The 25,783-nt window shown below is 56.9% G+C and carries 25 protein-coding genes and 1 tRNA gene; 16 read left to right on the top strand and 10 right to left on the bottom strand.

Translation table 11 applies throughout. The annotated features are described in order from the left end of the window. Positions 1–5 precede the first annotated feature (5 nt). Positions 6–419 carry a hypothetical protein gene (locus tag JYB84_RS03845; protein ID WP_207322131.1) on the top strand — a complete coding sequence of 138 codons (414 nt, stop codon included), beginning with the start codon at positions 6–8 and terminating at the stop codon, positions 417–419. Between the two features lie 78 nt (positions 420–497). On the opposite strand, the gene erpA is transcribed toward JYB84_RS03845, so the two are convergent. Further along, positions 498–848 (bottom strand): iron-sulfur cluster insertion protein ErpA, encoded by a 351-nt coding sequence (gene erpA, locus JYB84_RS03840; RefSeq protein ID WP_207322130.1) that lies wholly within the window; start codon positions 846–848, stop codon positions 498–500. Continuing rightward, positions 841–1,644 (bottom strand): DUF6776 family protein, encoded by an 804-nt coding sequence (locus JYB84_RS03835; protein ID WP_207322129.1) that lies wholly within the window; start codon positions 1,642–1,644, stop codon positions 841–843. Before JYB84_RS03835 ends, erpA begins: the two co-directional genes overlap by 8 nt. Before the next feature lie 127 nt (positions 1,645–1,771). On the opposite strand from JYB84_RS03835, the gene JYB84_RS03830 reads away from it, so the two are divergent. The 4 genes from JYB84_RS03830 to nhaD all read left to right on the top strand — a co-directional run bounded on the left by JYB84_RS03830 (position 1,772) and on the right by nhaD (position 7,688). Beyond that, a complete protein-coding gene (locus JYB84_RS03830) occupies positions 1,772–3,487 on the top strand; it encodes a chloride channel protein (protein ID WP_207322128.1) in 1,716 nt (571 codons plus the stop codon). Positions 3,488–3,626: 139 nt separating this feature from the next. After that, complete coding sequence (locus JYB84_RS03825; protein ID WP_207322127.1) at positions 3,627–4,646, top strand: aspartate carbamoyltransferase; 1,020 nt, start codon at positions 3,627–3,629, stop codon at positions 4,644–4,646. Between the two features lie 29 nt (positions 4,647–4,675). Then, the gene (hemL, locus tag JYB84_RS03820) at positions 4,676–5,959 is read left to right on the top strand and encodes a glutamate-1-semialdehyde 2,1-aminomutase (protein ID WP_207322126.1); all 1,284 of its coding nucleotides are present in this window, start codon (positions 4,676–4,678) and stop codon (positions 5,957–5,959) included. Positions 5,960–6,440: 481 nt separating this feature from the next. Continuing rightward, on the top strand, positions 6,441–7,688 hold the full coding sequence (nhaD, locus tag JYB84_RS03815; protein ID WP_207322125.1) for a sodium:proton antiporter NhaD: 1,248 nt from the start codon (positions 6,441–6,443) through the stop codon (positions 7,686–7,688). A gap of 66 nt (positions 7,689–7,754) precedes the next feature. Here nhaD and JYB84_RS03810 read toward each other — a convergent pair whose 3' ends face one another. Together JYB84_RS03810 and JYB84_RS03805 are read right to left on the bottom strand one after the other, a co-directional pair. Next, entirely contained in the window at positions 7,755–8,768 is a 1,014-nt protein-coding gene (locus tag JYB84_RS03810) for a general secretion pathway protein GspB (protein ID WP_207322124.1), read from the bottom strand. Next, a complete protein-coding gene (locus JYB84_RS03805) occupies positions 8,768–10,450 on the bottom strand; it encodes an ExeA family protein (protein ID WP_207322123.1) in 1,683 nt (560 codons plus the stop codon). Before JYB84_RS03805 ends, JYB84_RS03810 begins: the two co-directional genes overlap by 1 nt. 164 nt (positions 10,451–10,614) lie before the next feature. Here JYB84_RS03805 and JYB84_RS03800 point away from each other — a divergent pair, with 164 nt between their 5' ends. Together JYB84_RS03800 and JYB84_RS03795 are read left to right on the top strand one after the other, a co-directional pair. Continuing rightward, positions 10,615–11,874: a multifunctional CCA addition/repair protein gene (locus tag JYB84_RS03800; RefSeq protein ID WP_207322122.1), complete on the top strand. Its 1,260-nt coding sequence runs from the start codon at positions 10,615–10,617 to the stop codon at positions 11,872–11,874. Between the two features lie 197 nt (positions 11,875–12,071). Next, a complete protein-coding gene (locus JYB84_RS03795; RefSeq protein ID WP_207322121.1) occupies positions 12,072–12,335 on the top strand; it encodes an Lpp/OprI family alanine-zipper lipoprotein in 264 nt (87 codons plus the stop codon). Between the two features lie 61 nt (positions 12,336–12,396). On the opposite strand, the gene JYB84_RS03790 is transcribed toward JYB84_RS03795, so the two are convergent. The 4 genes from JYB84_RS03790 to folB are packed head-to-tail and all read right to left on the bottom strand — an operon-like array spanning position 12,397 to position 14,928. Continuing rightward, entirely contained in the window at positions 12,397–13,221 is an 825-nt protein-coding gene (locus tag JYB84_RS03790) for a class I SAM-dependent methyltransferase (protein ID WP_207322120.1), read from the bottom strand. Between the two features lie 8 nt (positions 13,222–13,229). Continuing rightward, positions 13,230–14,030, bottom strand: a complete 801-nt coding sequence (locus JYB84_RS03785; protein ID WP_207322119.1) for an undecaprenyl-diphosphate phosphatase — start codon at positions 14,028–14,030, stop codon at positions 13,230–13,232. 15 nt (positions 14,031–14,045) lie between these two features. Further along, complete coding sequence (gene folK, locus JYB84_RS03780; protein WP_207322118.1) at positions 14,046–14,534, bottom strand: 2-amino-4-hydroxy-6-hydroxymethyldihydropteridine diphosphokinase; 489 nt, start codon at positions 14,532–14,534, stop codon at positions 14,046–14,048. 40 nt (positions 14,535–14,574) lie between these two features. Beyond that, positions 14,575–14,928 (bottom strand): dihydroneopterin aldolase, encoded by a 354-nt coding sequence (gene folB, locus JYB84_RS03775; protein WP_207322117.1) that lies wholly within the window; start codon positions 14,926–14,928, stop codon positions 14,575–14,577. A gap of 301 nt (positions 14,929–15,229) precedes the next feature. Here folB and plsY point away from each other — a divergent pair, with 301 nt between their 5' ends. Continuing rightward, on the top strand, positions 15,230–15,805 hold the full coding sequence (plsY, locus tag JYB84_RS03770; protein WP_207323084.1) for a glycerol-3-phosphate 1-O-acyltransferase PlsY: 576 nt from the start codon (positions 15,230–15,232) through the stop codon (positions 15,803–15,805). A gap of 81 nt (positions 15,806–15,886) precedes the next feature. Here plsY and tsaD read toward each other — a convergent pair whose 3' ends face one another. Continuing rightward, positions 15,887–16,900 (bottom strand): tRNA (adenosine(37)-N6)-threonylcarbamoyltransferase complex transferase subunit TsaD, encoded by a 1,014-nt coding sequence (gene tsaD, locus JYB84_RS03765; RefSeq protein ID WP_207322116.1) that lies wholly within the window; start codon positions 16,898–16,900, stop codon positions 15,887–15,889. Between the two features lie 211 nt (positions 16,901–17,111). Between tsaD and rpsU the strand changes: the two genes are divergently transcribed. The 5 genes from rpsU to JYB84_RS03740 all read left to right on the top strand — a co-directional run bounded on the left by rpsU (position 17,112) and on the right by JYB84_RS03740 (position 21,862). Beyond that, entirely contained in the window at positions 17,112–17,327 is a 216-nt protein-coding gene (gene rpsU, locus JYB84_RS03760; protein WP_006080725.1) for a 30S ribosomal protein S21, read from the top strand. 6 nt (positions 17,328–17,333) lie between these two features. After that, the gene (locus JYB84_RS03755; RefSeq protein ID WP_207322115.1) at positions 17,334–17,777 is read left to right on the top strand and encodes a GatB/YqeY domain-containing protein; all 444 of its coding nucleotides are present in this window, start codon (positions 17,334–17,336) and stop codon (positions 17,775–17,777) included. Positions 17,778–17,858: 81 nt separating this feature from the next. Next, positions 17,859–19,586: a DNA primase gene (gene dnaG, locus JYB84_RS03750; protein WP_207322114.1), complete on the top strand. Its 1,728-nt coding sequence runs from the start codon at positions 17,859–17,861 to the stop codon at positions 19,584–19,586. A gap of 124 nt (positions 19,587–19,710) precedes the next feature. After that, complete coding sequence (rpoD, locus tag JYB84_RS03745) at positions 19,711–21,561, top strand: RNA polymerase sigma factor RpoD (RefSeq protein ID WP_207322113.1); 1,851 nt, start codon at positions 19,711–19,713, stop codon at positions 21,559–21,561. Between the two features lie 224 nt (positions 21,562–21,785). Beyond that, positions 21,786–21,862, top strand: a tRNA-Ile gene (locus JYB84_RS03740). A gap of 49 nt (positions 21,863–21,911) precedes the next feature. Here JYB84_RS03740 and JYB84_RS03735 read toward each other — a convergent pair. After that, complete coding sequence (locus JYB84_RS03735; RefSeq protein WP_207322112.1) at positions 21,912–23,285, bottom strand: class II fumarate hydratase; 1,374 nt, start codon at positions 23,283–23,285, stop codon at positions 21,912–21,914. Positions 23,286–23,485: 200 nt separating this feature from the next. Between JYB84_RS03735 and JYB84_RS03730 the strand changes: the two genes are divergently transcribed. The 3 genes from JYB84_RS03730 to JYB84_RS03720 are packed head-to-tail and all read left to right on the top strand — an operon-like array spanning position 23,486 to position 25,776. Beyond that, on the top strand, positions 23,486–24,385 hold the full coding sequence (locus tag JYB84_RS03730) for a DUF6662 family protein (RefSeq protein WP_207322111.1): 900 nt from the start codon (positions 23,486–23,488) through the stop codon (positions 24,383–24,385). Positions 24,386–24,433: 48 nt separating this feature from the next. After that, entirely contained in the window at positions 24,434–24,985 is a 552-nt protein-coding gene (locus JYB84_RS03725; RefSeq protein WP_207322110.1) for an FMN-binding protein, read from the top strand. Then, entirely contained in the window at positions 24,982–25,776 is a 795-nt protein-coding gene (locus JYB84_RS03720; RefSeq protein ID WP_228290878.1) for an FAD:protein FMN transferase, read from the top strand. Before JYB84_RS03725 ends, JYB84_RS03720 begins: the two co-directional genes overlap by 4 nt. Positions 25,777–25,783: the final 7 nt, after the last annotated feature.

Genomic DNA, 25,783 nt, shown 5'->3' with positions numbered 1-25,783 from the left:
CTGTGATGGCAGAGTTTCCCTTGAAGCAGATGCCCAAACGCCTGCTTGCCCTGAGCCTGCTGTACGCGGCTGCCGCAGTCAGCGGCTTGATTGCCAAACAGGGGGAGATATTCTGCATCCTGACCCTGCTGATGGTAGTGGCGATCCTCGCCCGTCAGCGCGCCGGCCTGTGGTTTCTGCGCGGTTATACTCTGGTGCAGCTGGCACTGGTGAGCCTGATGCCCTTTATACTGGATCAGGGCAGCAACGTCAGCACCGGCCCCAACAGCCTCAATCTCGGCGGTATGGAGCTTAAGCTGTCAGATTATGCCATCTTTGCGATGTTGATCCTGCTGAGCATGGTGCAGGTGTGGCTGGCCTTCACCCCCAAGGTGGCCCAATGGTTCAAGCGCACCCAGAGCTTTAATCTGATGCAGTAAGTCGGTGAGAAAGCCGACCGTCAGGCACAAAAAAGCCGTCCCATGGGACGGCTTTTTCAATGCTATGCAGTCTCGGTATCAAACGGAGAAGCTGGCACCGCAACCACAGGTGGTGGTGGCATTGGGGTTTTTCACGAAGAAACGTGACCCCTCCAGGCCCGAGGTGTAATCCACTTCGCCACCGACCAGGTATTGCAGACTCATGGGGTCAACCACCAGTTGTACACCCTGCTTCTCAACGGTGAAGTCACCCTCGTTGACCTTCTCATCAAAGGTGAATCCGTACTGGAAACCGGAACAACCGCCACCGGTCACATATACCCGCAGCTTGAGGGCCTCGTTTTGCTCCTCTTCCAACAGGCTCTTCACCTTGGCAGCCGCCGCGTCGGTAAACTTGATGGGCATTGCTGCGTCAGCTTGATCAGTCATTACTACCTCGTACTTCAGTATTCTGTGCCGAATTATCCGTTACCTGACTATTTTGTTCAAGTATTATACCGGCTTCTTTTTGGCCCTCCAGCAGCTCCGGCAGGCTGAATTCCTGCTCGGTCTGGGCGCCTTTGCTCCAACGGCTGGCGGGTACTATCACCTTGACCCGCACCCGCTTGAGTTCAAAATCCGCCGGGACCAACAAGTCCGATTCCAGCACCTGAAAATAACGGAAGTCAAAACCGCTGAACTTGCCGCCGGCCTTGCTGATATCCAACTCGGTTGGCTTATTGTCACGCAGGCCTATCAAGGTGGCCTCAATCCGCCCCTTGAGCGCCTGCTTGCGCTTTTGCAACTGGGTCAATACCAGCTTGAGCTTTTGACTCCCGGGTTGAAAGCCGGGCAGCAATTCCAGACCGTGGATCGACACACCATCGGCATTTTCCCCCGGCGCCATAATGGCCCGGTAAAAGGCCAGCTCCCGCTCCAGCGCCTTCTGCTGCTGATGCTGCTCGGCAAACATCTGTTTCAGCTTGTCGTTGGCATCCCGCTCCAGCGCCAGCTCCAGATTGCGGCTGGCCAGTTGTTGGGCCTGCTCGGCTAATTGTGCCGCCAGCTGCTTGCTCTTGCCGCCCCCCAGGCTGATGGGGGTATTATCCAGCGCCAACCAAGAATGGTAGCTCAGGGCTCCCAGCACAAAGGCCACCAGCATCAGGGCGCTGAGGTAGCGGCTCGATGGCCTGAATTTGCGCTCCATCACTTGCAGCCGATCCAGCCAGCGGTGATAATTCCCCATTGGATAACAACCTCTTATAATAAGCATTTTGCCGGAGTCGCGGCTCCGGCAGCGCAGAATAACAGCAAGCACCCCGCCAAGGCCAGTCGAACCTGCGGGGACTTGTGCTACTCCAGCAGGCGGTTCCGTGACAGTGCGAGCAAAGCTTATCAAACTCAGGCAAGGGATCCACAGCTACCTTCGCGGTGAGCTGAGGGACAAGTTGTCCGAAGCCCGAACCAGCCTGCAATTGTGCGCCCTGGCACTGCTGTTCGGCATCCTGGCGTCTTTGGTGATCCTGCTGTTCCGCCTGTTGCTGCAATGGGCCGATAGCTACACCCATATCCAGGAAATGGACTTCAGCGACATGTTGCACAACTGGCGAGCCCTGCTGCCACTGATTGGTGCCCTGTTGATCTGGATGGTGGCGGCCCTGGGTTCCCGCCGCTATCGGCGCATGGGCATAGCCTATGTGCTGCACCGCTATAAATTGCACTATGGCAAGATCCCGCTGCAGTCGGCACCGGGCCAGTTTTTCCAGGCCCTGTTCGCCCTGGGCACCAACTTTTCCGTGGGCCGCGAAGGCCCGGCCATTCATCTGGGCGCCGTCAGTGCCAGCGTGCTGGCCGAAAAATTCCACCTGCCGGACAACAGTGTGCGCATCATGTGCGCCAGCGGCATAGCGGCGGGTATTGCCGCCACCTTTAACGCCCCGCTGGCGGCGGTGATCTTCGTATTCGAGGTGATAGTGCGCGAATACAAGATCCATTACTTCTTCCCCATCATTATTTCCGCCCTGTGTGGCGCCGTGTCCAGCCAGCTGGTGTTCGGCAACGTGCACGAATACGACAGTATTGAAGTGATCCGCATTCCTTTGGATCACTACCCAGTGCTGGCCCTGGGCGGCATAGTGCTGGGGGTGGCTTCCGCCGGCTTTAATTCAGCGCTGCTGCGGGTAACAGAACTGGGCAAACATTGGCCCCTGGTGGCCCGGCTGTTGCTGGCCGGTTCCATTACCACGGCCGTGGGCATAGCCCTGCCCCAGGCCCTGGGTTCAGGGGACTTTGCCATCGATGTTGCCATCTCGGACAATCCGGCCCTCTGGTTCCTGCTGGCACTGCTGGCCGGCAAGGTGATAGCCACCATAGCGGCCATAGGTCTTGGGATCCCCGGCGGCCTGATAGGCCCCCTTTACGGTATGGGTGCGTTGCTGGGGGCGATACTGGCCTTGGTCAGCAGCCTGATGTTCCCGTCCATTGCCGCTTACGTCGGCCTCTACACAGTAGTCGGCATGACTGTCATGATGGGGGTGTGCCTCAGTGCACCGCTGGCCGCCCTGGTGGCCCTGCTGGAGCTGACCAATGATGCCGCCATCATAATGCCGGCCATGTTCGTGATGGTGCCGGCGTTTTTGACCGCCCATCAATGGTTTCGCACCGAGTCGGTATTCTTCCGCCAGCTCGACCTGATGGGCCTGGGGTACAAGGTGCCACCGGTCAATCAGGGACTGCAAAAGGTCGGGGTACGGGCGCTGATGGACAGGCGCTTTGTGATAGTGAACAACAATGACGAGCTGCTGCTGGAAGTATTGAAGCGGGCCGAAGGCCGGCCCGTAATGGTGCGCAATGCCGAAGGGCAGATAGAAATGCTGCGCCTGGAAATGCATTCTTTTGAGGATGCCACCACCCTGTCCCGCCAACCCATGGAGGGACTGCCGGATAGTGCCAGCCTCAATCAGGTGTATGAACTGCTGCTGCCCAAACGCAGCGGTGAGGTCTACATCTATCAGGACACGCCGGAGCAGGTGGTGGGCGTGATCAGCTGGGGCAATCTGCAACAACAAATCCGTGCCGGCGAAGTCTGATCCGCCAGCGCTGGATTTTGGCCGGCGCCATTTCAAAGACCCCGGCCATCTGCTATAGTTGCGCCTCAGCCAAACCCTACAAATAATCAGGGCCGCAACCCAGGGTTGCCACGCCCCCTAGCTATTGGAAAACAGGCTGATGACTCAGTTTCAGGGATCTCACATCCTCTCCGTAAACCAGTTGGATCTGGACTCAATCCACACCATTTTCAGTGTCGCAGATCGTATGGCTCCCTATGCCCTGCGAGAAAAGCGTACCCGGGTACTCGACGGTGCGATTCTGGGCAACCTGTTTTTCGAACCCAGCACCCGCACCCGTGTCAGCTTTGGCTGCGCCTTCAATCTTCTGGGTGGCAGGGTGGCCGAAACCGTAGGTATGGCCGCATCTTCCCTGTCCAAGGGTGAATCCCTGTACGACACGGCCAGGGTACTGTCGACCTATTCGGACGTCATCGCCATGCGCCACCCCGATGCCTATTCGGTGCGTGAGTTTGCCGAGGGCAGCCGGGTACCTGTGATCAACGGCGGCGACGGCCCCAATGAACATCCGACCCAGGCGCTGCTGGACCTGTTCACCATCCAAAAGGAACTGAATCAGGGCGGTCGCGGCATTGACGGCATGCATATCGCCATGGTGGGCGATCTGAAATTTGGCCGTACGGTACACTCGCTGTCGCGTTTGCTGTGCATGTACAAGAACATCAATTTCACCCTGATTTCACCAACCGAGCTGGCCATGCCCGATTATGTGATCGCCGACATTGAAAATGCCGGCCACAAGGTCACAATTACCGATCAGCTGGAAGGACACCTGGACAAGGCGGATATTCTGTACCTGACCCGCATCCAGGAAGAGCGCTTCCCATCACAGGAAGAGGCCAACAAGTACCGCGGCAAGTTCAGGCTCAACCGCAGCATCTATACCCAGCACTGCAAGTCCAACACAGTCATCATGCATCCACTGCCACGGGACTCCCGCGCCCAGGCCAACGAGCTGGACAATGATCTGAACAGCCATCCGAACCTGGCCATCTTCCGCCAGGCGGACAATGGCTTGCTGATCCGCATGGCGCTGTTTGCCCTGACTCTGGGGGTCGACAGCCAGCTGGAAAAATATGAGTGTGCGGTTAACTGGTATTCACGCAAAGCCGATTTCTGATATCGGCCAAAGACATAAAGGATCTATACATGACCCGTTCCGAAACCTTGTTTGAACAGGCAAAGAAATCCATTCCCGGCGGTGTCAACTCGCCGGTGCGCGCCTTCAACGGTGTTGGCGGCACCCCACGCTTTATTGAGAAGGCCGATGGCGCCTACATTTATGATGCCGACGGCAAGGCCTATGTGGACTACGTGGGTTCCTGGGGCCCGATGATCCTCGGCCACAACCATCCTGCCATTCGTGAAGCCGTACTCAAGGCGGTGCACAACGGCCTGTCCTTCGGCGCGCCCACCGAGCTGGAAGTGACCATGGCCGAAAAGGTCATTGAGATGGTGCCTTCCATGGATCAGGTGCGCATGGTCAGCTCTGGAACCGAAGCCACCATGAGCGCCATCCGTTTGGCCCGTGGTTTCACCAAGCGCGACAAGATTTTGAAATTTGAGGGTTGCTATCACGGTCACGCCGACTGTCTGCTGGTTAAGGCCGGCTCGGGCGCCCTGACCCTGGGTCAACCCAGCTCTCCCGGCATTCCGGAAGATTTCGCCAAGCACACCCTGACCGCCGTCTATAACGACCTGGACTCGGTGAAGACCTTCTTCGAGCAATACCCGGAAGAGATAGCCTGTATCATTATCGAGCCCGTGGCCGGTAACATGAACTGTATCCCACCGGTCCCCGGTTTCCTGCAAGGTCTGCGCACCCTGTGTGACCAATACGGCGCACTGCTGATCATCGACGAAGTCATGACCGGCTTTCGCGTCTCCAAGAGCGGCGCCCAGGGCTATTACGGCGTAACCCCGGATCTCACCACCCTGGGCAAGGTTATCGGTGGCGGTATGCCGGTCGGTGCCTTTGGTGGCAAGAAAGAAGTGATGCAGTATCTGGCCCCCGCCGGTCCTGTGTACCAGGCCGGCACCCTGTCCGGTAATCCCATCGCCATGTCTGCCGGTTTGGCTCAGCTCGATGCCCTGTGTGCCGATGGCCTCTATGAGGAACTCGCCGCCAAGACCAAGCGCATCGCCGAAGGCTTCAAGGCCGCCGCAGACAAGCACGGCATCCCCATGGCAATCAACTATGTGGGTGGCATGTTCGGCTTCTTCTTCACCGACGAGCCGGAAATTATCCGTTTTGAGCAGGTGACCCGCTGCAACATGGAACAGTTCCGCGCTTTCTACCACGGCATGCTGGACGAAGGTGTCTATTTGGCACCGAGCGCCTATGAAGCAGGTTTCCTGTCCATGGCCCACGGCGACGCCGAAATCGAGGCCACCCTGGCCGCGGCCGACCGTGTACTGGCCCGCATGAAGTAAGCCTCACTCTTCCGAATAAAGGACGCCGCGGCGTCCTTTATTTTTTGTATTCAAGGTCAAGAATAGCGTCCAAATTGCTGCATATTGGATGCGGTATAAAACGCCATGGGGTTTAGCGCCAAACCAGCCAGAATCCGGTAATTGATCTGGCACAAGATATTATCTGCTGCCGATGCCCACACGCGTCAGTTAAAGCTGCCAGAAAACCAATAAGCCCACAGGATAATTCAGCATTTATCACTGCATCACAACAAATTTGCCAGATTTATCTCTGTAAAAAGAAACATTTCACTCGATCCGGCTCACAAAGATTAGACGAATTGTTATACCGCTAACGGTTGCGTTCTGCCCCTGGTTATGGTCTGATCCGCACGCCTTCTACAGGCACAAATGCAAGCGGCTTTTCTTTTTGTGAAACAGCCAGTGCTTGTCTCGGCCCACAGGGCCTGAATAAATACAATCAGCAGTTGGAAATGCATTTATGCTCTACACCTTTCTGATCATTTTGGCAGTGCTGGCACTGCTGAGCATCATCTTTGAAGAGGTTACCCACCTTAACAAAGCCAAAACCACCCTGTTTTTCGGCTGTGTCTCCTGGCTGGCCCTGTTCATGCACGCCGGCGACGGCGAGCACAGCAAACTTGTCGCCGAATCACTGAACGAGAACCTGTTGGAAATTGCTACCTTATGGCTGTTCCTGATGTCGACCATGACCTTCGTGGCCTACCTCAACGCCAAGGGCATGATCCAGATAATGGTGCAGAAGATTTTCCCCCAGCGGGTGACTGTACGCATGCTGATGATCCAGGTGGCGTTCTTCTCGCTGCTGCTGTCGGCCTTCTGTGATAACGTCACCGCCACCCTGGTGTCCCTGGGGCTGCTGACCACCTTCAAGCTCGACAAGCAGATGCGCCGCCGCATGGCCGTGCTGATCATCTTCGCGGTGAACTCAGGCGGTGTGGCACTGATCACAGGCGACGTAACCACCCTGATGATCTTCCTGAGCGGCCACGTGCATATCTCCGAACTGCTGGCGCTGTTTGTTCCCGCCTCGGTCAGTGTGCTGCTGCTGGCGGTGCTCTTCTCCATGAATGCCAACGGTGAAGTCAGTACCAGCCCCATCAAGCGCAGTTACCAGAAGGTGGATGTGGCCATCGCCATCATCTTCTTCTGTACCATTATCATGACCATGGTGCTGAACGTGCTGTTCGGCATACCACCGGTACTGACCTTCCTCAGCGGTCTGTCGATCATGTTCCTGGTGGGCCACACCGCCCGCAGCGACAAGGAAGAAATCAAGATCCTTGAGTACATACGTCAGGTGGAATACGACACCCTGCTGTTCTTCCTCGGGATCCTGCTGTTGGTGGGTATGCTCAAGGAAATAGGCACACTGAACATGCTGACCGAGGTCTACGCCATGTTCGACCCCAATATCTCCAACTTTGTCACAGGTATGGGTTCGGCGCTGATCGACAACGTGCCCCTGACCGCAGCCCTGCTGAAGGCAGAGCCTGTGCTGAACACCCCAGAATGGCTGGGCCTGACCTATGCCGTGGGTGTGGGTGGTTCGCTGCTGGTGATTGGTTCGGCGTCCGGTATCGTGGCCATGAGCAAGGTGAAGGAACTGACCTTCGTCAGCTACCTCAAGTACGTGCCATCCCTGCTGCTGTCCTACAGCGTCGGCTACGCCCTGACTTTGTTTATGGCGTACGAGTTCTTCAACTGATACTCGAGTCCATGAAAAAAGGCGCCCAAGGGCGCCTTTTTGCTGTCAGAGCCTTGTCCTAATCGGCTAGATAGCCGGTACCTTGAACTCAGTGCCTTCGATGGAAAGCACCACGTCCCGCGGCCGGATCTCCACTATGGTCAGAAGCCCCTTGATCTTGTCCCCCTGTTGCAGCTCGGCACCGTCGACATTGAGCCAACGGTTGTTGGGTGCAGTGGCATACACATGGGCGTTGATATTGAACTCGGGCACTCTGAGCTGCAGCGCCGCCGGCAATTCACCGTACTTGGGATAATCCTTCTTGGGCGCTGGTATGGGATCGAGCTTGGGTTCGGTCACCGGCTGGTTGGCGGATTTGTCGAACTCCACCTCCTTGAGTGCCGCCTGAAAGGCACTGACCAGCTCGGCATCGGCGACCTGGGGCCTTGCTTTCTCTTGTACCTGGCTCAGCCCCTCCTCGGCGGCGGCCGAAGCCACTTCCTGTTTCAGGGCCGCAAGTGTATCCAAACCGCGCTGATTGGCCCCGGCACCGAGGATAATCGGCTCGGAGTCCGGCTCAGTGTCAAAGCTTTCAGACTCAAGCTTGGTTTGCCGGGCAACGTCAGCATCTTCGACGTTTTGCCCTTCAGGATCTTGTGCAGAGCTTTTTTGCTCGAGGCTCTGTTGCACAAAACCCGATGGCTGGGTCTCCGGAGTTTGGGACTGCCAACTACGGGACAAAGGCAAGGCCACCTTGCCCGCCAGACGCACCCCACTTTCCTGGATCCCCTGCTCTGTATCAGCGGCGGCTTGCTGCGACACCGGCTGCTTGGCTGAAACCTGCGTTTGAACCTCATTTTCAGAGGTCTGGATTGCAGAGGCTTGAGTGGCAGCCTGGGTAACAGCTGCACTACCTTCTGTGCCATGTAGAAAATGATTCAGCCCCCAGGCCGAGGCAATCGCCAGGGTCAGGGCCGCCGGCAACCACAAATTGGCCAGCGGCAAACCATTCTTGGGCTCCTCATACAAGGGTCTTGGGCTGCTGAGCAAATCCCCCTGCTGCTGTTGGCTGCGACTGACCGCATCAAGCAGAATCGACATCAGCTCAGCCCCCCATTGCTCACAAGACGTGGCCCCTGGCGACTCAGATACAGGTTCAGCTGTACCTGGGTCTGACTGCCGGCAATGCCATCGGCCTTGAGACCATGTTGACGCTGAAACTGTTTGAGGCGCATTTCCAACTGGCTGTCGAAACTCTGCATTTGCCTTGGGGGACGGTCATCAAGCTGGGCCAGACCATTTTCCAGCCACTGGATCTGGCTCAGCGCCGATCCCCGTCCTATGTCGCTGGCAGCCTGGGCCGGCGCCTGCCAAAACAGCTCAAAGGTGCCGGTAAAGTGACGGTTGAACCAGTCCCGCTCCACCCACAGTTGCTGCTCAGCCAATTGCAACAGCAGCGAGTCACCATCGCGCGCCAGCACGGTGCCATAAAAGTCCTGGCCCTCATCGTCCAGCAGATACACCACAGCCGGATAATTGAGCCGGGTGAGACTGAACCAGTTGCCCTGCTGCTGATGGCAGGACAATCCCTGGGCCTGTGCTCCCTGGCAGGGACTCAAGTCACTGTAAGGAGCTGCGCCCCAGGCGCCGAACAGGGCAGCAAAGGCGGTATCGATCTCGCGACTGGCGTCGATGGCGATATTCAGCACCCTCGCCTGGGCCTGGAGCTGAGCCTGACGCTCTGACTGGGCCTCATCTATGCTGTTTGCCGGCTGGAGTGCCACCACTTCGGCAGCGGGAGTTTCCACGGCAGTATCAGATACCACCGCCTGGGTAGTGACAGGAGGCTGTTGCCCGGCTTCGGCCCCCGGCAGCAGACCGCTATATTGATTCAACCACAGCAGGGCACCACCGAAGGTCAGGGCAGTGGCTATCGCAATCGGTACCGGCCGCTGCCACAGACCGGGTTTTGGCGCCTCCAGACCGAGTACCTCGGCCGCGGCCTGGCTCACCATGCGGGCATCTATGGGCACCCTGGAGCGGGCATAACCCGCCATCAGTGCCCGTTCGCACATCAGGTTGATCAGCCTCGGGATCCCCCCGCTGAATTTGTGCAGCACCTTGATGGCACCGCGGTTAAACAGGGGCTCGAAGCGCCCCGCCACCTGCAGTCTGTGCTGCACATACATGCCCACTTCTTCCAGGGTCAGGGGCAACAGGTGGTAGCGGGCGGTGATCCTCTGGGCCAGTTGCCGCAACTCCTGACGTTTCAGCAGTTGCTGCAGCTCCGGCTGGCCTATCAATATGACCTGTAGCAGCTTTTTGGTGTCGGTTTCCAGGTTGGTCAGCAAGCGCAATTGCTCCAGCACCTCGGGTCTCAGGTGCTGGGCCTCGTCGATGATCATCACGGTATTGCGGCCCGCCTGATGGTTTTGCAACAGGAAGCGGCTGATAAGGTCGGTCAGTTGCTTGAGGCTGGGATTGTCGCCGTAGGGAATTTTCAGCTCGTCGCACAGGGTGGCCAGCAGCTCCTGCTCCGTCAGCGAGGGATTGAGAATAAAGGCCGTATCAGTGTTGTCCGGCAGTTGCCGCAACAGGCAGCGGGACACTGTGGTCTTGCCCGTCCCCACTTCCCCCGTCAGCAGCACGAAGCCGCCGGTCTCCCCCAGGCCATAGGTCAGGTGGGCTAAGGCCTCCCTGTGCCTGTCGCTGAGAAACAGGAAGTCGGGGTTGGGGGCGATGGAAAACGGACTCTCTTTCAGTCCATAGAACGCCTTGTACATGGAAATTCCCTTAAAACTTGAGGCCCACAGGCCAAGATTGTAGCCCAAATTACTGGCAGCGACCGTCAAAGTCAAAGCCTGCGGCGGCCTCTCGGGCCGGTGGCAAGCTGAATTGGCACCGGGACCATGATAAGCTCAGACCATACAGAGAAGAGGATTTCATTGTGAAACGATTTTTGGTCGGCGGTGCCGTCCGCGATGCCCTGCTGGGTCTGCCGGTGAAAGACAGGGATTATATGGTGGTGGGTGCCACTGTGGAGGAGATGCTGGCGGCAGGTTTTCGCCAGGTGGGCAAGGATTTCCCCGTGTTCCTGCATCCGCAAACTCAGGAGGAATATGCCCTCGCCCGCACCGAGCGCAAAACCGGCAGCGGCTACAACGGCTTTAGCTGCCATGCCAGCCCCGAGGTGACACTGGAAGAGGACCTGCAACGGCGGGACCTGACCATCAATGCCATAGCCCAGGACGAGCAAGGTAAATTGCATGATCCCTGGGGCGGCATTAAGGACATAGAAACCAGATTGCTGCGCCACGTGTCGGCGGCCTTTGTGGAAGACCCGCTGCGGGTACTGCGGGTCGCCCGCTTCGCCGCCCGTTTCGCGCCCCAGGGTTTTAAGGTTGCCCCGGAGACCATGGCACTGATGGCCACCATAGCCGCCAGCGGCGAGCTGGAAGCTTTGACCGCCGAACGGGTGTGGCAGGAACTGGAGCGGGCGCTGGCCACAGAAGCCCCCCAAGTCTTTTTCGAGGTACTGAAGGACTGTGGTGCCCTGGAGGTTCTGTTTCCGGAAATTCATGCCCTTTTTGGCGTCCCTCAGCCCGAGCGCTGGCACCCGGAGATTGACACGGGCGTTCACACCCTGATGGTGCTGGCCCAGGCGGCCAGGCTCAGCGATGACAAAACGGTGCGTTTTGCCGCCCTGGTGCACGACTTGGGTAAGGCCGTCACCCCCAGTGAACTCTGGCCCAAGCACCATGGCCACGGTCAAAAGGGGCTGCCTTTGATAAGGAAGATGTGCGAGCGCCTGCGGATCCCCAACGAGTACCGGGACCTGGCCCTGCTGGTCAGCGACCAACATCAGAATCTGCATCAGGCCTTCGAACTCAGAGCCGAGACCCTGGTGAAGATTTTCGATATGGCCGATCTCTGGCGTAAACCTGAGCGACTGGAGCAGCTATTGCTGTCCTGTGAGGCCGATATGCGTGGCCGGACCGGCTTCGAAGATCAGCCCTATCCCCAGGGCGAATATGTGCGCCAATGTTTTACTATCGCCCGTCAGGTTGAGGTAAAAAATATCATTTCAGCCGGTTTTGAAGGGGCGAAAATTAAGGCCGAATTACAGCGCCAAAGAGTGAGACAAATATCACAGTTCAAGACGGTGAAAAATATTGTGCAAAGTAGCGGGCATCCGCCCATAATTTGACAATAGGCTGTTAAAAAACGGTGACAAAATTCACCAATTCGGCTTCAGACTTGCAATTGACTGAGGATTAGTTAAGGTAAACAGGCTAATTGATGAATATTCGTAGCAAAAAAAATTGGCTGTGACATAATTAGCGCGCTTCAGTTGCGAGGCAACTGATAACTTAAAATCCAACCTATTTCGAAGGGATTTATTTCATGAAAAAAGTACTGCTGATTGCTGGTGTTGCTATGACTGCTCTGCTGGGTGGCTGTGCCAACACTACCGCTCTGGAAGAAAGCGTTGCTAACCTGGGCAACAAAGTTGACCAACTGTCAGCTGAAGTTAGCTCTCTGAAAGCTTCTCAAGGTGAAATCGCTGCCGATGCAAAAGCTGCCAAAGCTGCTGCTATGGACGCTCAAGCCGAAGCCAAGCGCGCCAACGACCGTCTTGACAACGTTGCTTCTCGCTACAAGAAGTAATGTGGGTGCCGGTAGCCTCCAACGGGGCTACCGGTATTTTTTTGCCTGAAATTTGCCGGATTCAGGCTTTTTGCGCCACCACTATCCGGTAATCCAGTTCCAAAGCCGAAAAATCTCCCCGCAATATTTGATGACGCATGGCATCCTTGAGGCGCCAGGCATAGGGCGTCATTTCCAGCAATACCAAAGCCGCCTCGGGCTTGAGATCCAGGGTGAAGCTGACAGCACGCTCACTCACCAGTGTCATCCCGGCGGGCAAATTGGCCACAAAGGGCTTTTCACTCAAATCGCCATAAATATATTGCCGCAGTTGCCACAGGTGCCTTGGCCCCTGGGCCAGATTCACCAGCAATCCGCCCTGCTTCAATACCCTTAAACCATCCTTGCCCTTGAGGGCCTTATCCATCAGCCACAGCATATCGAAGGCACCATCGGCATAGGGTAAGGACTTGAGGGAGGCATAGCTTATCCCGGCGGGTCCCTTGGCCTTGGCCGCGGCAAAGGCCGCATTTTCAGCCTCTGTCACCGCCTGCAGCTCCAGCGCCAGGGTCTTGGGCAAAGCCGCGGCCAGGGCCCGGCTGAAATAGCCATCACCACAATCAAAATCCAATGCCTTGAGGGTGCCATCGGTTCCAGCCAACCCGGTAACTGTCTCGGCCAAGGCCGTGATGGCGGGCATTAAAATGCCTGACTCCAACAGGAAATGCTTTGCCCTCAGCTCGGCGCGGCTGTCGCCCTGCACCTTGCCCTTGGCGGGTTTGGCAAAGCCCCAGAAGCCCGGCTCACGCTTGTCGAAATGGTGTTTGCCATCACAATACCAGCCGCCCGATGCCTGGTGGGCATGCAATGGCAAAGCGCAGAGGGGGCATCGGAACAGACCTGTCATGGATTCACTCACAGGAATATAAAGCCGCACAGCACGGCACCCAGTGCCAGGCGATAGATAACAAAGGGGGTCATCCCCATGCGGCTGATGATTTTCAGAAAATAGTGGATACAGGCATAGGCCGCCACAAAAGAAATCGCCGTGCCCAGGGTCAGCGCCTGTACATCCACAGCATCGGGGCTTTTGAGCAGATCCCTGGTCACCAGTATGGCGGCACCGAGACTGACGGGCACAGACATCAGGAAGGAAAAACGCGCCGCCGCTTCTCGGGTCAGGCCCAGCATCAGACCGGCGGTCATGGTGATACCTGAGCGAGAGGTGCCCGGGATCAAGGCTAACGCCTGGGCAAAACCGATAAACAGGGCCTTGCGCCAACCGGATTGGTATTCATTTAGCTGCCTGACGCCCTTCTTATCTGCCCACCACAGCAACAGGCCAAAGACCACGGTTGTCACGGCAATAACAGCAGCGCTGCGCAGATGGGTGGCGATAAAATCTTTAGCGGCAAAGCCAAAGAAAATCGCCGGCAGGGTGGCGAGAATGATCCACCAGGCCAACTTACTCTCGGCGCACAGTTCACGCTTGAAGATGCTCAGGGTCCAGGCTTTGGCCATGGCCCACAGTTCGTGACGGAAATAGATCACCACAGCCAACAAGGAGCCGGTGTTGACCGCCACATCAAAGGACAGGCCCTGATCCTCCCATCCCAGCAGCTGCGCCGGCAAAATCAGATGGGCCGAGCTGGAAATCGGCAAAAATTCGGTCAGACCCTGAATGAGGGCAAGAATAATAACCTGTAGGGTATCCATGAAATTCCTTGGGGATCAGTTCCAGTTAAAGTCTATCGGCCACAATTTTTGGCTTTGTTTATCAAATGCCTGCCACATGGCGGCAAAACTCAGTCCCGTGAGGGGATGCTGGGTTTCGGGAGCGAGATCCGCCAGCGGCCAAAGCACGAATGCGTTTTTGACTATCTCGGCCCGCGGCAGTTCCACCGGTACGGTACACACACATTGATCGTAAAGCAGGAGGTCGAGATCCAGGGTGCGGGAGCTGAATTTGCGCGCCTGCGGATCCCGGCCCTGCTCCAGCTCAATGCGTTTGCATTGGGCCACCACCTGGGCGACATCAAGATCTGTGTCGGCACCTATCACCAGATTAAGGAAGTGACCGCCGTCAAAGCCAACCGCTTCACTTTCATATACGGGCGACAAGCTAAGCTCGCCGAAAACCTCGGCCAGCAAACGACGTGCCTCACGCACATAGTGCTGTGGATTGATGTTGCTGCCGACGCTGATATAAATCCTTGCCATCAGTATTTCTATCCCCTGTTGCAGTCAAAACGCCGCGGCATCAGCAATGGCCGCGCTCGATTTCAACCCCAACGGCGGTGGCCGAGGGTACGGCGCCGGGCTTCATCACCCGCACCTTGACCCACAGCACCCCGAACTCTGTCATCAGACAATTGGCGGTCATCTCGGCCACCGTCTCGATAAGTTCGATGGGCTGGGCCGTCACCAGCTCGACTATGCGCTTGGAGACTGTTTCGTAGCACAGGGCATGGCGGTAATCATCTGTGCTGCCGGGTAAACGGTTATCCCAGGCCATATCCAAATCCAACAACAGACTCTGGTGGATCTGCTTTTCCCAGTCGTAGATGCCTATGACTGTGTCTATGCGCAACTCACGGATCAGCACTTTATCCATCTGTGTCTCCTGAGGTCAGATAAGCTGTGGCACACAAAGCCGGTATAATCGGCGGCGCATGGGCTCACAATCGATTAATTGAGCTTTCGATCAGGGCCCAAGCCAGTTAGGATAAGGCCTTGAAGGATAAGATTTACCGCCCGGCACTCCGTTAAGGCGTCGCCGGCGATTTGCGGAGCGGTTCAAGGTATCAGTTCCAGGCCGAACCCGGGAATGCAGCCCCCGCTCCAACAGGCCGCGATAATACCCCAAGACGTGTAAGGAAACCAATTTGACCAGCGAAATTGCACTGATTGCTCTGATGATAGTCACGGCCTACCTGGCAGGCTCAGTGTCCAGTGCTATCTTGGTCTGTCGCCTGCGGGGATTGCCGGATCCGCGCAGCCAGGGCTCAGGGAATCCCGGCGCCACCAACGTGTTGCGTATCGGCGGCGCCAGCTCCGCTGCCATGGTACTGTTATTCGATATGCTCAAGGGCGCCATCCCCAGCTGGGTGGCCTATAAGCTCGGCATAGAATCCGTTTGGCTGGGGGTGATCGCCATCGCCGCCTGCCTGGGACATATCTTCCCCATATTCTTTGGTTTCAAGGGCGGCAAGGGTGTAGCCACCGCCTTCGGTGCCATAGCCCCAATTGGTGGTACCCTGGCAATCTTGCTGGTGATCACCTGGCTGGTGCTGGTATTTATCAGCCGCTATTCCTCGCTGGCGGCGCTGCTGACGGCATTTCTGGCTCCCATCTATACCTGGTGGCTGGACGACAGGTTTACTCTGCCGGTGGCCATGCTGTCGACCCTGATTGTCATCCGCCACAAGGACAACATTCAGCGACTGCTGCGGGGTGAAGAAAGCAAGGTGTCCCGTAAACGCCGCAGCTGATTGCTTTCAAGCAATTGATTGCAAGCAATAAAAATTCCAATAAAAAACGGCGCCAAGGCGCCGTTTTTTATTTCAAGCCAATCAGACCGCAGGCAGGCTGTCCAGGGGCCAGCGGGGTTGGCCCTTGACCGCGAGATCTTCCACCTGACCGGCCTTGAGCCGCTGCAGCCCCGCATAGGCAATCATGGCGCCATTATCGGTACAGAATTCCCCCCTGGGGTAGTACACCTTGCCACCGAGTTTTTGCATCAGCTCGGCCAGCCCGGCCCTCAGTCTCAGGTTGGCGCTCACACCACCGGCGATGACCAGACGCTTGTAACCCGTCTGCTCCAGGGCGCGGCGACACTTGATGGCCAGGGTATCCACCACGGCTTCTTCAAAGGCGCGGGCGATATTGGCGCGGGTCTGCGGATCATCGGGCTCGGCGGCTATGGTGTTGGCCACAAAGGTCTTGAGGCCTGAAAAGCTGAAATCCAGTCCCGGTCTGTCTGTCATGGGACGGGGAAATTTATAATGAGACGGCAATCCAGAGGCGGCAAGCTTGGCCAGTCTTGGGCCTCCGGGATAATCCAGGCCCATCAGCTTGGCGGTTTTGTCGAAGGCTTCACCGGCGGCATCGTCAATGGACTCGCCCAGCACTTCATACTGGCCAATGCCATCCACCTTCACCAACATGGAGTGACCGCCGGACACCAGCAGTGCCACAAAGGGAAACTCAGGCGCCTCGTCTTCCAGCATGGGCGCGAGCAAATGGCCTTCCATGTGATGCACGCCTACCGCCGGCAGGTTCCAGGCATAGGCCAGGGCACGGCCAACACAGGCACCCACCAACAGGGCACCGATAAGACCCGGCCCCTTGGTAAAGCAGATGCCATCGAGATCTTCGATACGGGTGTCGGCGTTTTTCAGCGCCTCACGGATAAGCGGCACAATTTTGCGCACATGATCCCTGGAGGCCAACTCCGGCACCACACCGCCGTAATCGGCGTGCAGTTTAACCTGGCTGTACAAGGTGTGCGACAGCAATCCCAGTTGATCGTCATATATGGCTATTCCCGTTTCGTCACAGGAAGTCTCAATACCCAGAACCCGCATCGTTTCTCTTTATCTCCTCTGGCAAGGCGGCCAATTCTACCCGTCACCGCCGCGCTTGACCAGCCAAAGTGAGGCATGAATCTCGTTTTGGGGTTTACAATGTCTAAGCGGTCAGTGTAAAATTCCGCACCATTTTAAATCCTCTTGGCGAGGATGGGTCGACCAACCTTATCCGAGTCAATACAAATCTACACCTAAGGGGTGATGGCGTATGCCAATTATTAAAGTACGTGAAAACGAACCATTCGACGTAGCTCTGCGTCGTTTCAAGCGCTCTTGTGAAAAAGCAGGTATCCTGGCTGACGTGCGTGCTCGTGAATTCTACGAGAAGCCAACTACTGCCCGTAAGCGCGCCAAGGCCGCTGCAGTTAAGCGTCTGGCCAAGAAGCTTTCTCGCGAAAACGCACGTCGCGTACGTTTATACTAATCCCGTATGAGCCTGACAGAACAGCTTAAAGACGAAATGAAACAGGCACTTGTTGCTAAAGACAAGGCTCGCCTGGGCACTATTCGTCTGGCCCTTGCCGCCATCAAGCAGATTGAAGTGGATACCCGCGAAACTCTGACCGATGAGCAAGTACTGGCTGTACTGACCAAGATGGTCAAGCAGCGCCGCGACTCCATAGCCCAATATGAGGCAGCGGGTCGCAGCGATTTGGCTGAGGTGGAAGCAGCGGAAATCAAGGTCATTGAAGCTTTCCTGCCTACACCGCTCACCGAGGAAGAAATTGCCTCGCTGATCGACGCCACTATCGCTGAAGTCGGTGCCGCCTCTATCGCGGACATGGGCAAAGTAATGGGAGCACTGAAGCCGAAAGTGCAGGGACGCGCAGATTTGGGAGCCATAGGCCCCCGAATTCGTGCCAAACTGCAGTAATAGGTTCACAGTGTATGAACAAGCCGTGCATCTGCGCGGCTTGTTTGTTTTATTGATCGACCGGCGTAATTTGGCAACCTGATGGCAATACCCCGTGATTTCATCAATGATCTGATAGCCCGCACCGACATAGTCGAGTTAATCGACCGCAAGGTGCCCTTGAAAAAGGCGGGTAAAAATTACTCGGCCTGTTGTCCTTTTCATAGCGAAAAATCACCCTCCTTTACCGTCAGTCGCGACAAGCAGTTCTACCATTGCTTCGGCTGTGGCGCCCATGGCAATGCCATCGACTTTGTCATGGAATATGAACGGCTTGAATTTGTTGATGCCATAGAAGAACTGGCTGGCCAGCTGGGCCTGGATGTGCCCCGCGAGCAGGGCTCAGGCCCCCGTCGCGATGAAGGCCTGAGCCGGGATCTGTACCAGTTGATGGAAGAAGCTGCGCTGTTTTATCAGAGTCAGCTCAGGCAACATGCCGACCGCCAGCGGGTCCAGGCCTATTTGGACAAGCGCGGTCTGTCTGCCGAGGTCATCAGCGATTTCGGCATCGGCTTTGCCCCCGAAGGCTGGGGCGGCCTGCTTGGTCGCTATCGCCAGAACCAGGACGCCCTGGACAAGTTGCTCACTGCCGGCATGCTGATTGAGAATGACGGCGGCAAACGCTACGACCGCTTCCGCGATCGGCTGATGTTCCCCATCCGCGACCGCCGCGGTCGGGTTATAGGTTTCGGTGGTCGGGTATTGGGGGATGGCACGCCCAAGTACCTTAATTCGCCGGAAACCCCGATTTTCCATAAGGGCAATGAGCTTTACGGCCTTTATGAATTGAAACAAAAACACCGGGACCCTCAGCGGGTTTTGATAGTCGAAGGTTATATGGACGTGGTGGCCCTGGCCCAGTTCGGACTCGACTATGCGGTGGCGTCGCTCGGCACTTCCACCACGGCGGAGCAGTTTCAGTTGTTACTGCGCAGCGCCAAAGAAGTGGTTTGTTGCTACGACGGTGACAAGGCCGGTTTCGAGGCCGCCTGGCGGGCATTGGATACCGCACTGCCGCTGCTCAAGCCCGGTGACAGAGTCAAGTTTATGTTTTTGGATCAGGGAGAAGATCCCGATTCACTGGTACGCAAGATAGGAAAAGACGCCTTTGAGGAACAGATAGCCCAGGCACAATCGCTGCAGGATTATCTGTTTGCCACCCTCACGGACAAATACGGCGCCGACAAGGGCAACCTTGCCAAACAGGCCATTGCCCTGATTGAAAAGATTAAAGACACAGTGCTTGCCAATCTGCTGCTGGAAGATCTGGCCCACAAACTGGGCATGAACAGCAGTGAGGATCTTAAGAAAAAGCTTGGTTTGCAAACCAAACCGGCTTCGCAGGCACTGGGTCAAAAGGGCCTCAAGGGCCGTGGTACACCGCTTAGGTTGGCCATTGCCCTCTTGGTCCAGCATCCGGCGTTGGGACAGGGTTTACCCAAGCAACCGGCGTTGGAGCACCTTAAGATGGCAGGTATAGAATTACTTAACCTGCTGTTGGAATTGACCCGGCCGCAAGCCATTAACAGCGCACAGCTGCTTGAGCAGTTCAGGGAGAGCGAACACTGGAATCCCCTGAAAAAACTGGCCCAGTGGGAACATCAGGTAGCAGACGAGAACTTGCAGCAGGAATTCCGAAAAGCGCTGATTTGGTTGAACAACCAATATATAGAACAGCGCTACCAGGAGTTGAGCATGAAACCCGACCTGACCAGGGAAGAAAAGCTGCAACTCCAAAAGCTTATCACTGTGATGAAGGGCTTGAAGTGAAACAAAAAACCAGCTTCAAACTCTGGCACAGCCTTAGGCAGATGGCTATAATTGACGATTTGCGCGACGTCGCCCGTGGGGCGCCGTCCGTCGTTGTAACAGTTACCCAACTTGGATGATATCTATGGATCATACTCCGCAGTCGCAACTCAAATTGTTGCTCGCCAAAGGTAAAGAGCAAGGTTATTTAACCTATGCAGAAGTGAATGACCACTTGCCTGCAGATATGGTCGACTCCGACCAGATCGAAGATATTATCCAGATGATCAATGACATGGGTATCCGCGTATACGAAGAAGCGCCGGATGCCGATGAAATGATGATGTCGGAAGACAACACCGACGAAGATGCGGCCGAAGAAGCGGCCGCCGCCCTGGCGACGGTGGAGAGCGAGCTTGGTCGCACCACGGATCCCGTGCGCATGTACATGCGTGAAATGGGTACTGTGGAACTGCTGACCCGCGAAGGCGAAATTGTGATCGCCAAGCGCATTGAGGAAGGTATCAATACGGTACAAAGCTCGGTGGCCGAATATCCCCAGGCCATCGCCATGATCCTGGAACAATTCGACCAGTACGAGGCCGATGGCCTGCGTCTGTCAGACATCATCTCCGGCTTTGTGAATCCGGATGAAGACGATGTTGCCCCGACCGCCACCCACATAGGTTCAGATCTGTCCGAAGATGAACTGGAAGATGAAGACGATGTGGATGATGAAGATGAGGATGAAGAAGGCGGCGACAGCGACGACGATGGCGCCAAGGGACCTGATCCCGAGGAAGCCCGCGAGCGTTTCAGTGCCCTGCGTACCGCCTACGAAACTGCTCTCAAGGTCATAGACGCCAAGGGCCGTGAACATCCTGAAGCCACCAAGGCGCTGTTTGAGCTGGGTGAAATCTTCAAGGAATTCCGCCTGGTACCCAAACAGTTCGACCGTCTGGTCAAGAGCATGCGCGAAATGATGGACCGTGTCCGCGTTCAGGAACGTCTGATCATGAAGCTGTGCGTCGAACAGGCCAAGATGCCGAAGAAGAACTTCGTCAAGCTGTTCACCGGCAATGAAACCGACCTGACCTGGTTCAACAAGGAAATCGCCGCCAGCCGTGCTTACTCGGGCGATCTGAAAATGGTGGAAGACGACGTACTGCGCTGCCGCAGCAAGCTGGAGTCCATTGAGGGCGAAACCGGCCTGTCCATTGCCGCCATCAAGGACATCAACCGTCGCATGAGCATAGGTGAGGCCAAGGCCCGCCGTGCCAAGAAGGAAATGGTGGAAGCCAACCTGCGTCTGGTGATCTCCATCGCCAAGAAGTACACCAACCGTGGTTTGCAATTCCTTGACCTGATCCAGGAAGGCAACATAGGCCTGATGAAGGCCGTGGACAAGTTCGAATACCGTCGTGGTTACAAGTTCTCCACCTATGCGACCTGGTGGATCCGTCAGGCCATTACCCGCTCCATCGCGGATCAGGCCCGCACCATTCGTATTCCGGTGCACATGATTGAGACCATCAACAAGCTCAATCGCATCAGCCGCCAAATGCTGCAGGAAATGGGCCGTGAGCCGTCTCCGGAAGAACTGGCCGAGCGCATGATGATGCCGGAAGACAAGATCCGCAAGGTGCTGAAGATAGCCAAAGAGCCTATCTCCATGGAAACCCCAATCGGTGACGATGAAGATTCGCATCTGGGTGACTTTATCGAGGACACCACCCTCGAACTGCCACTGGACAGCGCCACCAGCGAAAGCCTGAAGCAGGCCACCCACGAAGTGCTCGCCGGCCTGACCGCCCGTGAGGCCAAGGTGCTGCGTATGCGTTTCGGTATCGACATGAACACAGACCACACCCTTGAGGAAGTGGGCAAGCAGTTCGACGTGACCCGTGAGCGTATTCGTCAGATTGAAGCCAAGGCCCTGCGCAAGCTGCGCCACCCAAGCCGCTCGGAAATACTCAAGTCCTTCCTGGACGAGTAATTCCAGCCAAAGAAAAAGCCGCCCAAGGGCGGCTTTTTCTTTGGCCTCGTTGCCACTGCCCTGCCCCTCTCCCGGCCGCATGGACAAGCCGTGTAAATCCAGTTGATTAACAGATAACCACTTGAACATTCAGAGTGAAATTTTGCCAATATTCACGGGTGACAAGCGCTGACAAACTTCGTATACTGCAACCCGCTTGAGTGGAGTCACATCCAAAAAGCGCCGGCCCCTTAGCTCAGTTGGTTAGAGCACACGACTCATAATCGTTAGGTCCACGGTTCAAGTCCGTGAGGGGCCACCATATTCCAGCCAAAAACGCCTGCTTCTGCAGGCGTTTTTGCTTTCTGTGTTTACTCCTGTCCCGTGAGGCGGGCGGGATCCAGCAATCGCGCCAGCTCTTCCTTATCCATGTCGGTCATTTCCGCTGCCACTTCCAGTATCGGCCTGCCCTCGGCATAGGCCCGTTTGGCAATCTCCGCCGACTTGGCGTAACCGATGACGGGATTGAGCGCTGTCACCAAGATCGGATTACGGGCCAGATCCCGCGCCAATCTGTCATCACAGACCTCGAAACCGGCAATGGCCTTGTCGGCCAGCGTCACCATGGCCTTGCTCAAGAGTTGCAGACTGGACAGCAGGTTATGGGCTATAACGGGCAGCATCACATTGAGTTCAAAATTCCCCGACTGACCGGCAACCGTGATACAGGCATCATTGCCTATCACCTGAGCGGCGACCATGGCCACCGCCTCGGGGATCACAGGATTCACCTTGCCCGGCATAATGGAAGAGCCGGGCTGCAGCGCCGGCAAACGGATTTCCCCAAGACCGGACAGGGGGCCGGAGTTCATCCAGCGCAGATCGTTGGCAATTTTCATCAGGGTCACCGCCAGGGACTTGAGCTGACCCGACAAAGCCACCGCCGCGTCCTGACTGGCGATATAGGTAAACAGATTGGCGGCCGGTTGAAAGCCCAGGCCGGTAATTAGATTCAGCTCATCGCAAAAGGTCCGGGAAAAGCCTGGGGGTGCATTAACCCCGGTACCCACGGCTGTGCCACCCTGGGGCAAATTTTGCACCGCCTGCAAATGGGATTGGAGTTGCAGCGCCTGGGCATCCAGCTGACTGGCCCAGGTCTCCAGGCTCTGGCTCAGGCGCACAGGCATGGCATCCATCAAGTGGGTGCGGCCGGTTTTGATTGAACCGGACAGACCGGTGGCCTTGGTCCGAATGCTGGATTTAAGCTGCTCCAGCGCCGGCAACAGCTCGGTTGCCAAAGCCTTGGCGGCCGCCACATGGATGCAGCTTGGGATCACATCATTGCTGCTCTGGCTTTGGTTGACCTCATCGTTGGCGCTGACGGGGCGTCCCAGACCTATGGCCGCCAAACTGGCCAGTACCTCGTTGGCGTTCATATTACTGCTGGTGCCTGAGCCGGTTTGGAATACGTCCACCGGGAAGTGCTGCATTAGCCTGTCATTGCGGGCCAGGGACAGGGCGGCTTCGGCAATGGCATGGGCGCAATCCGGAGCCAATACTCCCAGGTGGGCATTGGCCCTCGCCGCAGCGGCCTTTATCTGCAACAGCGACTGAATGAAAGCCTTGGGCATGGGCGTGCCGCTGATGGGAAAGTTATCCACCGCCCTCTGGGTCTGGGCACCATAAAGTGCCTCTTTCGGCACGGCGACCTGACCCATGCTGTCGCGTTCAATCCGGGTTTCCATCACACAGATTCCTGATGCCTGAGCCCGGCCAACCCAGGCTTCTTCTACCCATGTTAGTTCAGGCTCGGGGCACCCGCCCCTTCCCTGCCACAGCCCGATGAGATTTACAATGATCTTAATGATAGTGATTTGCATTTAGATTAAGTTCTCTATACAATTCGCGCCATCAACTGATATTCCAAGATGGGGAAAAGGAAATAATGAAAACAACTTCGTTAAAACTCAGTGCGTTGGCAATGATCATTACAGGCGCCCTGATGCAAAATGCCCAAGCCGGTGAAGACCTGTTCGGCTATGTAAAAGGGGCTGAATCCCTGCCCAAGGATGCGGTAGAGCTGTACCAAAAAGTCACGGTACGCGATGGCAAAAGCATCGGCAGCTACCAGGGCATAGACTATGAAACCGAGCTGGAATACGGCTACAGCGACAAGTTCTCCGTGTCCGCCTCGGCCAAATTCATGTCCCTGGACGCCAAGGGTTTGAGCGTTGATGGTTACCTGCCCGGTGACAAGAACATAGGTTTCAAGACCTCGGGTGCAGAGCTCGGCATGGCCTACATGTTCCTCAGCCCCGCCAAGGATGATCTGGGCCTGCAGGCCTCCCTGTCGCTGGACTATGACTGGGTCGACAAGCACTCGGGCTATGACAAGGACACACTGTCACTGGAAATGGGACTGCAAACCCAGAAGTACATGCTCGAAGGTGAGCTGGTTTGGGTTGGCAACATGGCTGTTGAAGCCACCTATGCCGATCGCGCCGCCATCAATAACCTGCCGGAAGACTTTGATTGGCCAACCGATCCTGAAATGGAAATCGAACTCAAGTTCGGCACCGGTCTGAGCTACCGCTTCGCCCCCAACTGGTTTGTCAGCGCCGAAGTGCTGTACGAAACCGAATTTGAAACCGAAGTGGGTCAGGAGCGCTGGTCCTGGTTTGCCGGCCCTTCCCTGCACTACGGCAGCGCCAACTGGTGGGCAACCCTGACCTGGTTGCCGCAACTGGCCGGTGGTGGTGAGCAGTTCGATGGTCAGGATACGGATCTGCACCTGATCGAGAAAACCGAGCAGGAAATCCGCCTGAAAGTGGCCTTCAACTTCTGATGCCGCGGCGGGCATGGTCCCATGCCCGCCATTTTTGAGGAGCTCTCCATGTCAGACAATCTGTTCAACAACAGCCTGTGGTTCATCCCCATGGCCCTGGTGGCCGCCCCCGCGGTTGCCGCCGATTACCTCAGCATTCCCCAGGCCCAGCAGCTGCTGTTCTCGTCCCAGGCGCAATTTATCGAGCGCCCCACCCTGTTTAACGGCGATGCCAAGGACGAGATCAAGCACAAGGCCGGCACCCGCCAGCGTCAGGATCAACAACCCATTTGGCGGGTGGAAGAAAACGGCGAATTCCGTGGCTGGTTTATCGTCGATGACGTCATAGGCAAGCATGAATACATCACCTATGCGGTCGGCATCAGCCCCGAGGGCGAGGTGCTGGGAATGGAAGTGCTCAGCTATCGTGAGACCCACGGTGGTCAGGTGCGGGAACAGGCCTGGCGCGATCAGTTCAAGGGCAAGCACCTGGGGCAACCCTTCAAGCTGGATGAAGACGTCAGCAACATCAGCGGTGCCACCCTGAGCTGTCGTAACCTGCTCGATGGGGTCAAACGCCTGCTGACCATACAACAGCTTTACCTTGCCAAAGACGCATGACACTGCAACGCCGCGCCCGGCCCTTGCTGGGCACCCTGGTGGAGTTAACCCTCCGCTGTGATGACAGTGCCAAGGCACAGGCCGCCTTCGGGGCGGCTTTTGCGGTGATGGCGCAGATAGACAGTAGCCTCAGCTTCCATCGCCCGGACAGCGAACTGTCCAGGCTCAACGCCCATCCCGGGCAATGGCAGCCCATGGGGCGCCACGGCCTGCGGATTCTGCGCCTGGCCAGGGCCCTTGGGCGGCGGACAGAGGATAAATTCAACGTCACGGTCGGTGGGTCTTTGGTGGAGCGTGGCGCCCTGCCAAGGCACAAGGCCCGGGATTTTTTGACCCTCGGCAGTTGGCGGGATATTGAACTTGGCCCTCAAGGCGCCAGGCTGGCCCGCCCCGTGCTCTTGACCCTGGATGGCATAGCCAAGGGCTACGCGGTGGATCTGGCGGTCAGGGCACTCAAGGCGCAAGGTATTCAAAGCGGCAGCGTCAATGCCGGCGGTGATATCCGGGTTTTCGGTGATATGCGCCTGGCACTGCGGCAAAGGCGTTGCGATGGTTTGAGCGCCCCCATGGCATTGGAAAACATGGCCATCGCCAGCTCACGCCTCGGTGGCGCTGCCGATCCCAGCTTTCCATCACTGCTGCTCTGCGATGCGACCACCAATGGCGAGCGCATGCTGAGTGTCGCCGCCCGCTTTGCCTGGCGTGCCGATGCCCTGACCAAGGTCGCTGCCTGGCACAGAGGCCCCGAGCTGCTGGCGGAGCTTGGTGGCACCCTGGTCGATTTTGATTGAGGACAGA

Origin of the sequence: Shewanella cyperi (assembly GCF_017354985.1) — a bacterium.
In the GTDB taxonomy this organism is placed as follows: domain Bacteria; phylum Pseudomonadota; class Gammaproteobacteria; order Enterobacterales; family Shewanellaceae; genus Shewanella; species Shewanella cyperi.
Note: the sequence above shows the minus strand (reverse complement) of the source record. Positions and strands in the feature narration are given on the sequence as shown.

What these genes read in the sequence shown, in the direction of transcription:
- JYB84_RS03845 (WP_207322131.1), top strand. Translation starts at nt 6, where the DNA reads ATGGCAGAGTTTCCCTTGAAGCAGATGCCCAAACGCCTGCTTGCCCTG.
- erpA (WP_207322130.1), bottom strand. Translation starts at nt 848, where the DNA reads ATGACTGATCAAGCTGACGCAGCAATGCCCATCAAGTTTACCGACGCG.
- JYB84_RS03835 (WP_207322129.1), bottom strand. Translation starts at nt 1,644, where the DNA reads ATGGGGAATTATCACCGCTGGCTGGATCGGCTGCAAGTGATGGAGCGC.
- JYB84_RS03825 (WP_207322127.1), top strand. Translation starts at nt 3,627, where the DNA reads ATGACTCAGTTTCAGGGATCTCACATCCTCTCCGTAAACCAGTTGGAT.
- hemL (WP_207322126.1), top strand. Translation starts at nt 4,676, where the DNA reads ATGACCCGTTCCGAAACCTTGTTTGAACAGGCAAAGAAATCCATTCCC.
- nhaD (WP_207322125.1), top strand. Translation starts at nt 6,441, where the DNA reads ATGCTCTACACCTTTCTGATCATTTTGGCAGTGCTGGCACTGCTGAGC.
- JYB84_RS03810 (WP_207322124.1), bottom strand. Translation starts at nt 8,768, where the DNA reads ATGTCGATTCTGCTTGATGCGGTCAGTCGCAGCCAACAGCAGCAGGGG.
- JYB84_RS03805 (WP_207322123.1), bottom strand. Translation starts at nt 10,450, where the DNA reads ATGTACAAGGCGTTCTATGGACTGAAAGAGAGTCCGTTTTCCATCGCC.
- JYB84_RS03795 (WP_207322121.1), top strand. Translation starts at nt 12,072, where the DNA reads ATGAAAAAAGTACTGCTGATTGCTGGTGTTGCTATGACTGCTCTGCTG.
- JYB84_RS03790 (WP_207322120.1), bottom strand. Translation starts at nt 13,221, where the DNA reads ATGACAGGTCTGTTCCGATGCCCCCTCTGCGCTTTGCCATTGCATGCC.
- JYB84_RS03785 (WP_207322119.1), bottom strand. Translation starts at nt 14,030, where the DNA reads ATGGATACCCTACAGGTTATTATTCTTGCCCTCATTCAGGGTCTGACC.
- folK (WP_207322118.1), bottom strand. Translation starts at nt 14,534, where the DNA reads ATGGCAAGGATTTATATCAGCGTCGGCAGCAACATCAATCCACAGCAC.
- folB (WP_207322117.1), bottom strand. Translation starts at nt 14,928, where the DNA reads ATGGATAAAGTGCTGATCCGTGAGTTGCGCATAGACACAGTCATAGGC.
- plsY (WP_207323084.1), top strand. Translation starts at nt 15,230, where the DNA reads ATGATAGTCACGGCCTACCTGGCAGGCTCAGTGTCCAGTGCTATCTTG.
- tsaD (WP_207322116.1), bottom strand. Translation starts at nt 16,900, where the DNA reads ATGCGGGTTCTGGGTATTGAGACTTCCTGTGACGAAACGGGAATAGCC.
- rpsU (WP_006080725.1), top strand. Translation starts at nt 17,112, where the DNA reads ATGCCAATTATTAAAGTACGTGAAAACGAACCATTCGACGTAGCTCTG.
- JYB84_RS03755 (WP_207322115.1), top strand. Translation starts at nt 17,334, where the DNA reads ATGAGCCTGACAGAACAGCTTAAAGACGAAATGAAACAGGCACTTGTT.
- dnaG (WP_207322114.1), top strand. Translation starts at nt 17,859, where the DNA reads ATGGCAATACCCCGTGATTTCATCAATGATCTGATAGCCCGCACCGAC.
- rpoD (WP_207322113.1), top strand. Translation starts at nt 19,711, where the DNA reads ATGGATCATACTCCGCAGTCGCAACTCAAATTGTTGCTCGCCAAAGGT.
- JYB84_RS03735 (WP_207322112.1), bottom strand. Translation starts at nt 23,285, where the DNA reads ATGGAAACCCGGATTGAACGCGACAGCATGGGTCAGGTCGCCGTGCCG.
- JYB84_RS03730 (WP_207322111.1), top strand. Translation starts at nt 23,486, where the DNA reads ATGAAAACAACTTCGTTAAAACTCAGTGCGTTGGCAATGATCATTACA.
- JYB84_RS03725 (WP_207322110.1), top strand. Translation starts at nt 24,434, where the DNA reads ATGTCAGACAATCTGTTCAACAACAGCCTGTGGTTCATCCCCATGGCC.
- JYB84_RS03720 (WP_228290878.1), top strand. Translation starts at nt 24,982, where the DNA reads ATGACACTGCAACGCCGCGCCCGGCCCTTGCTGGGCACCCTGGTGGAG.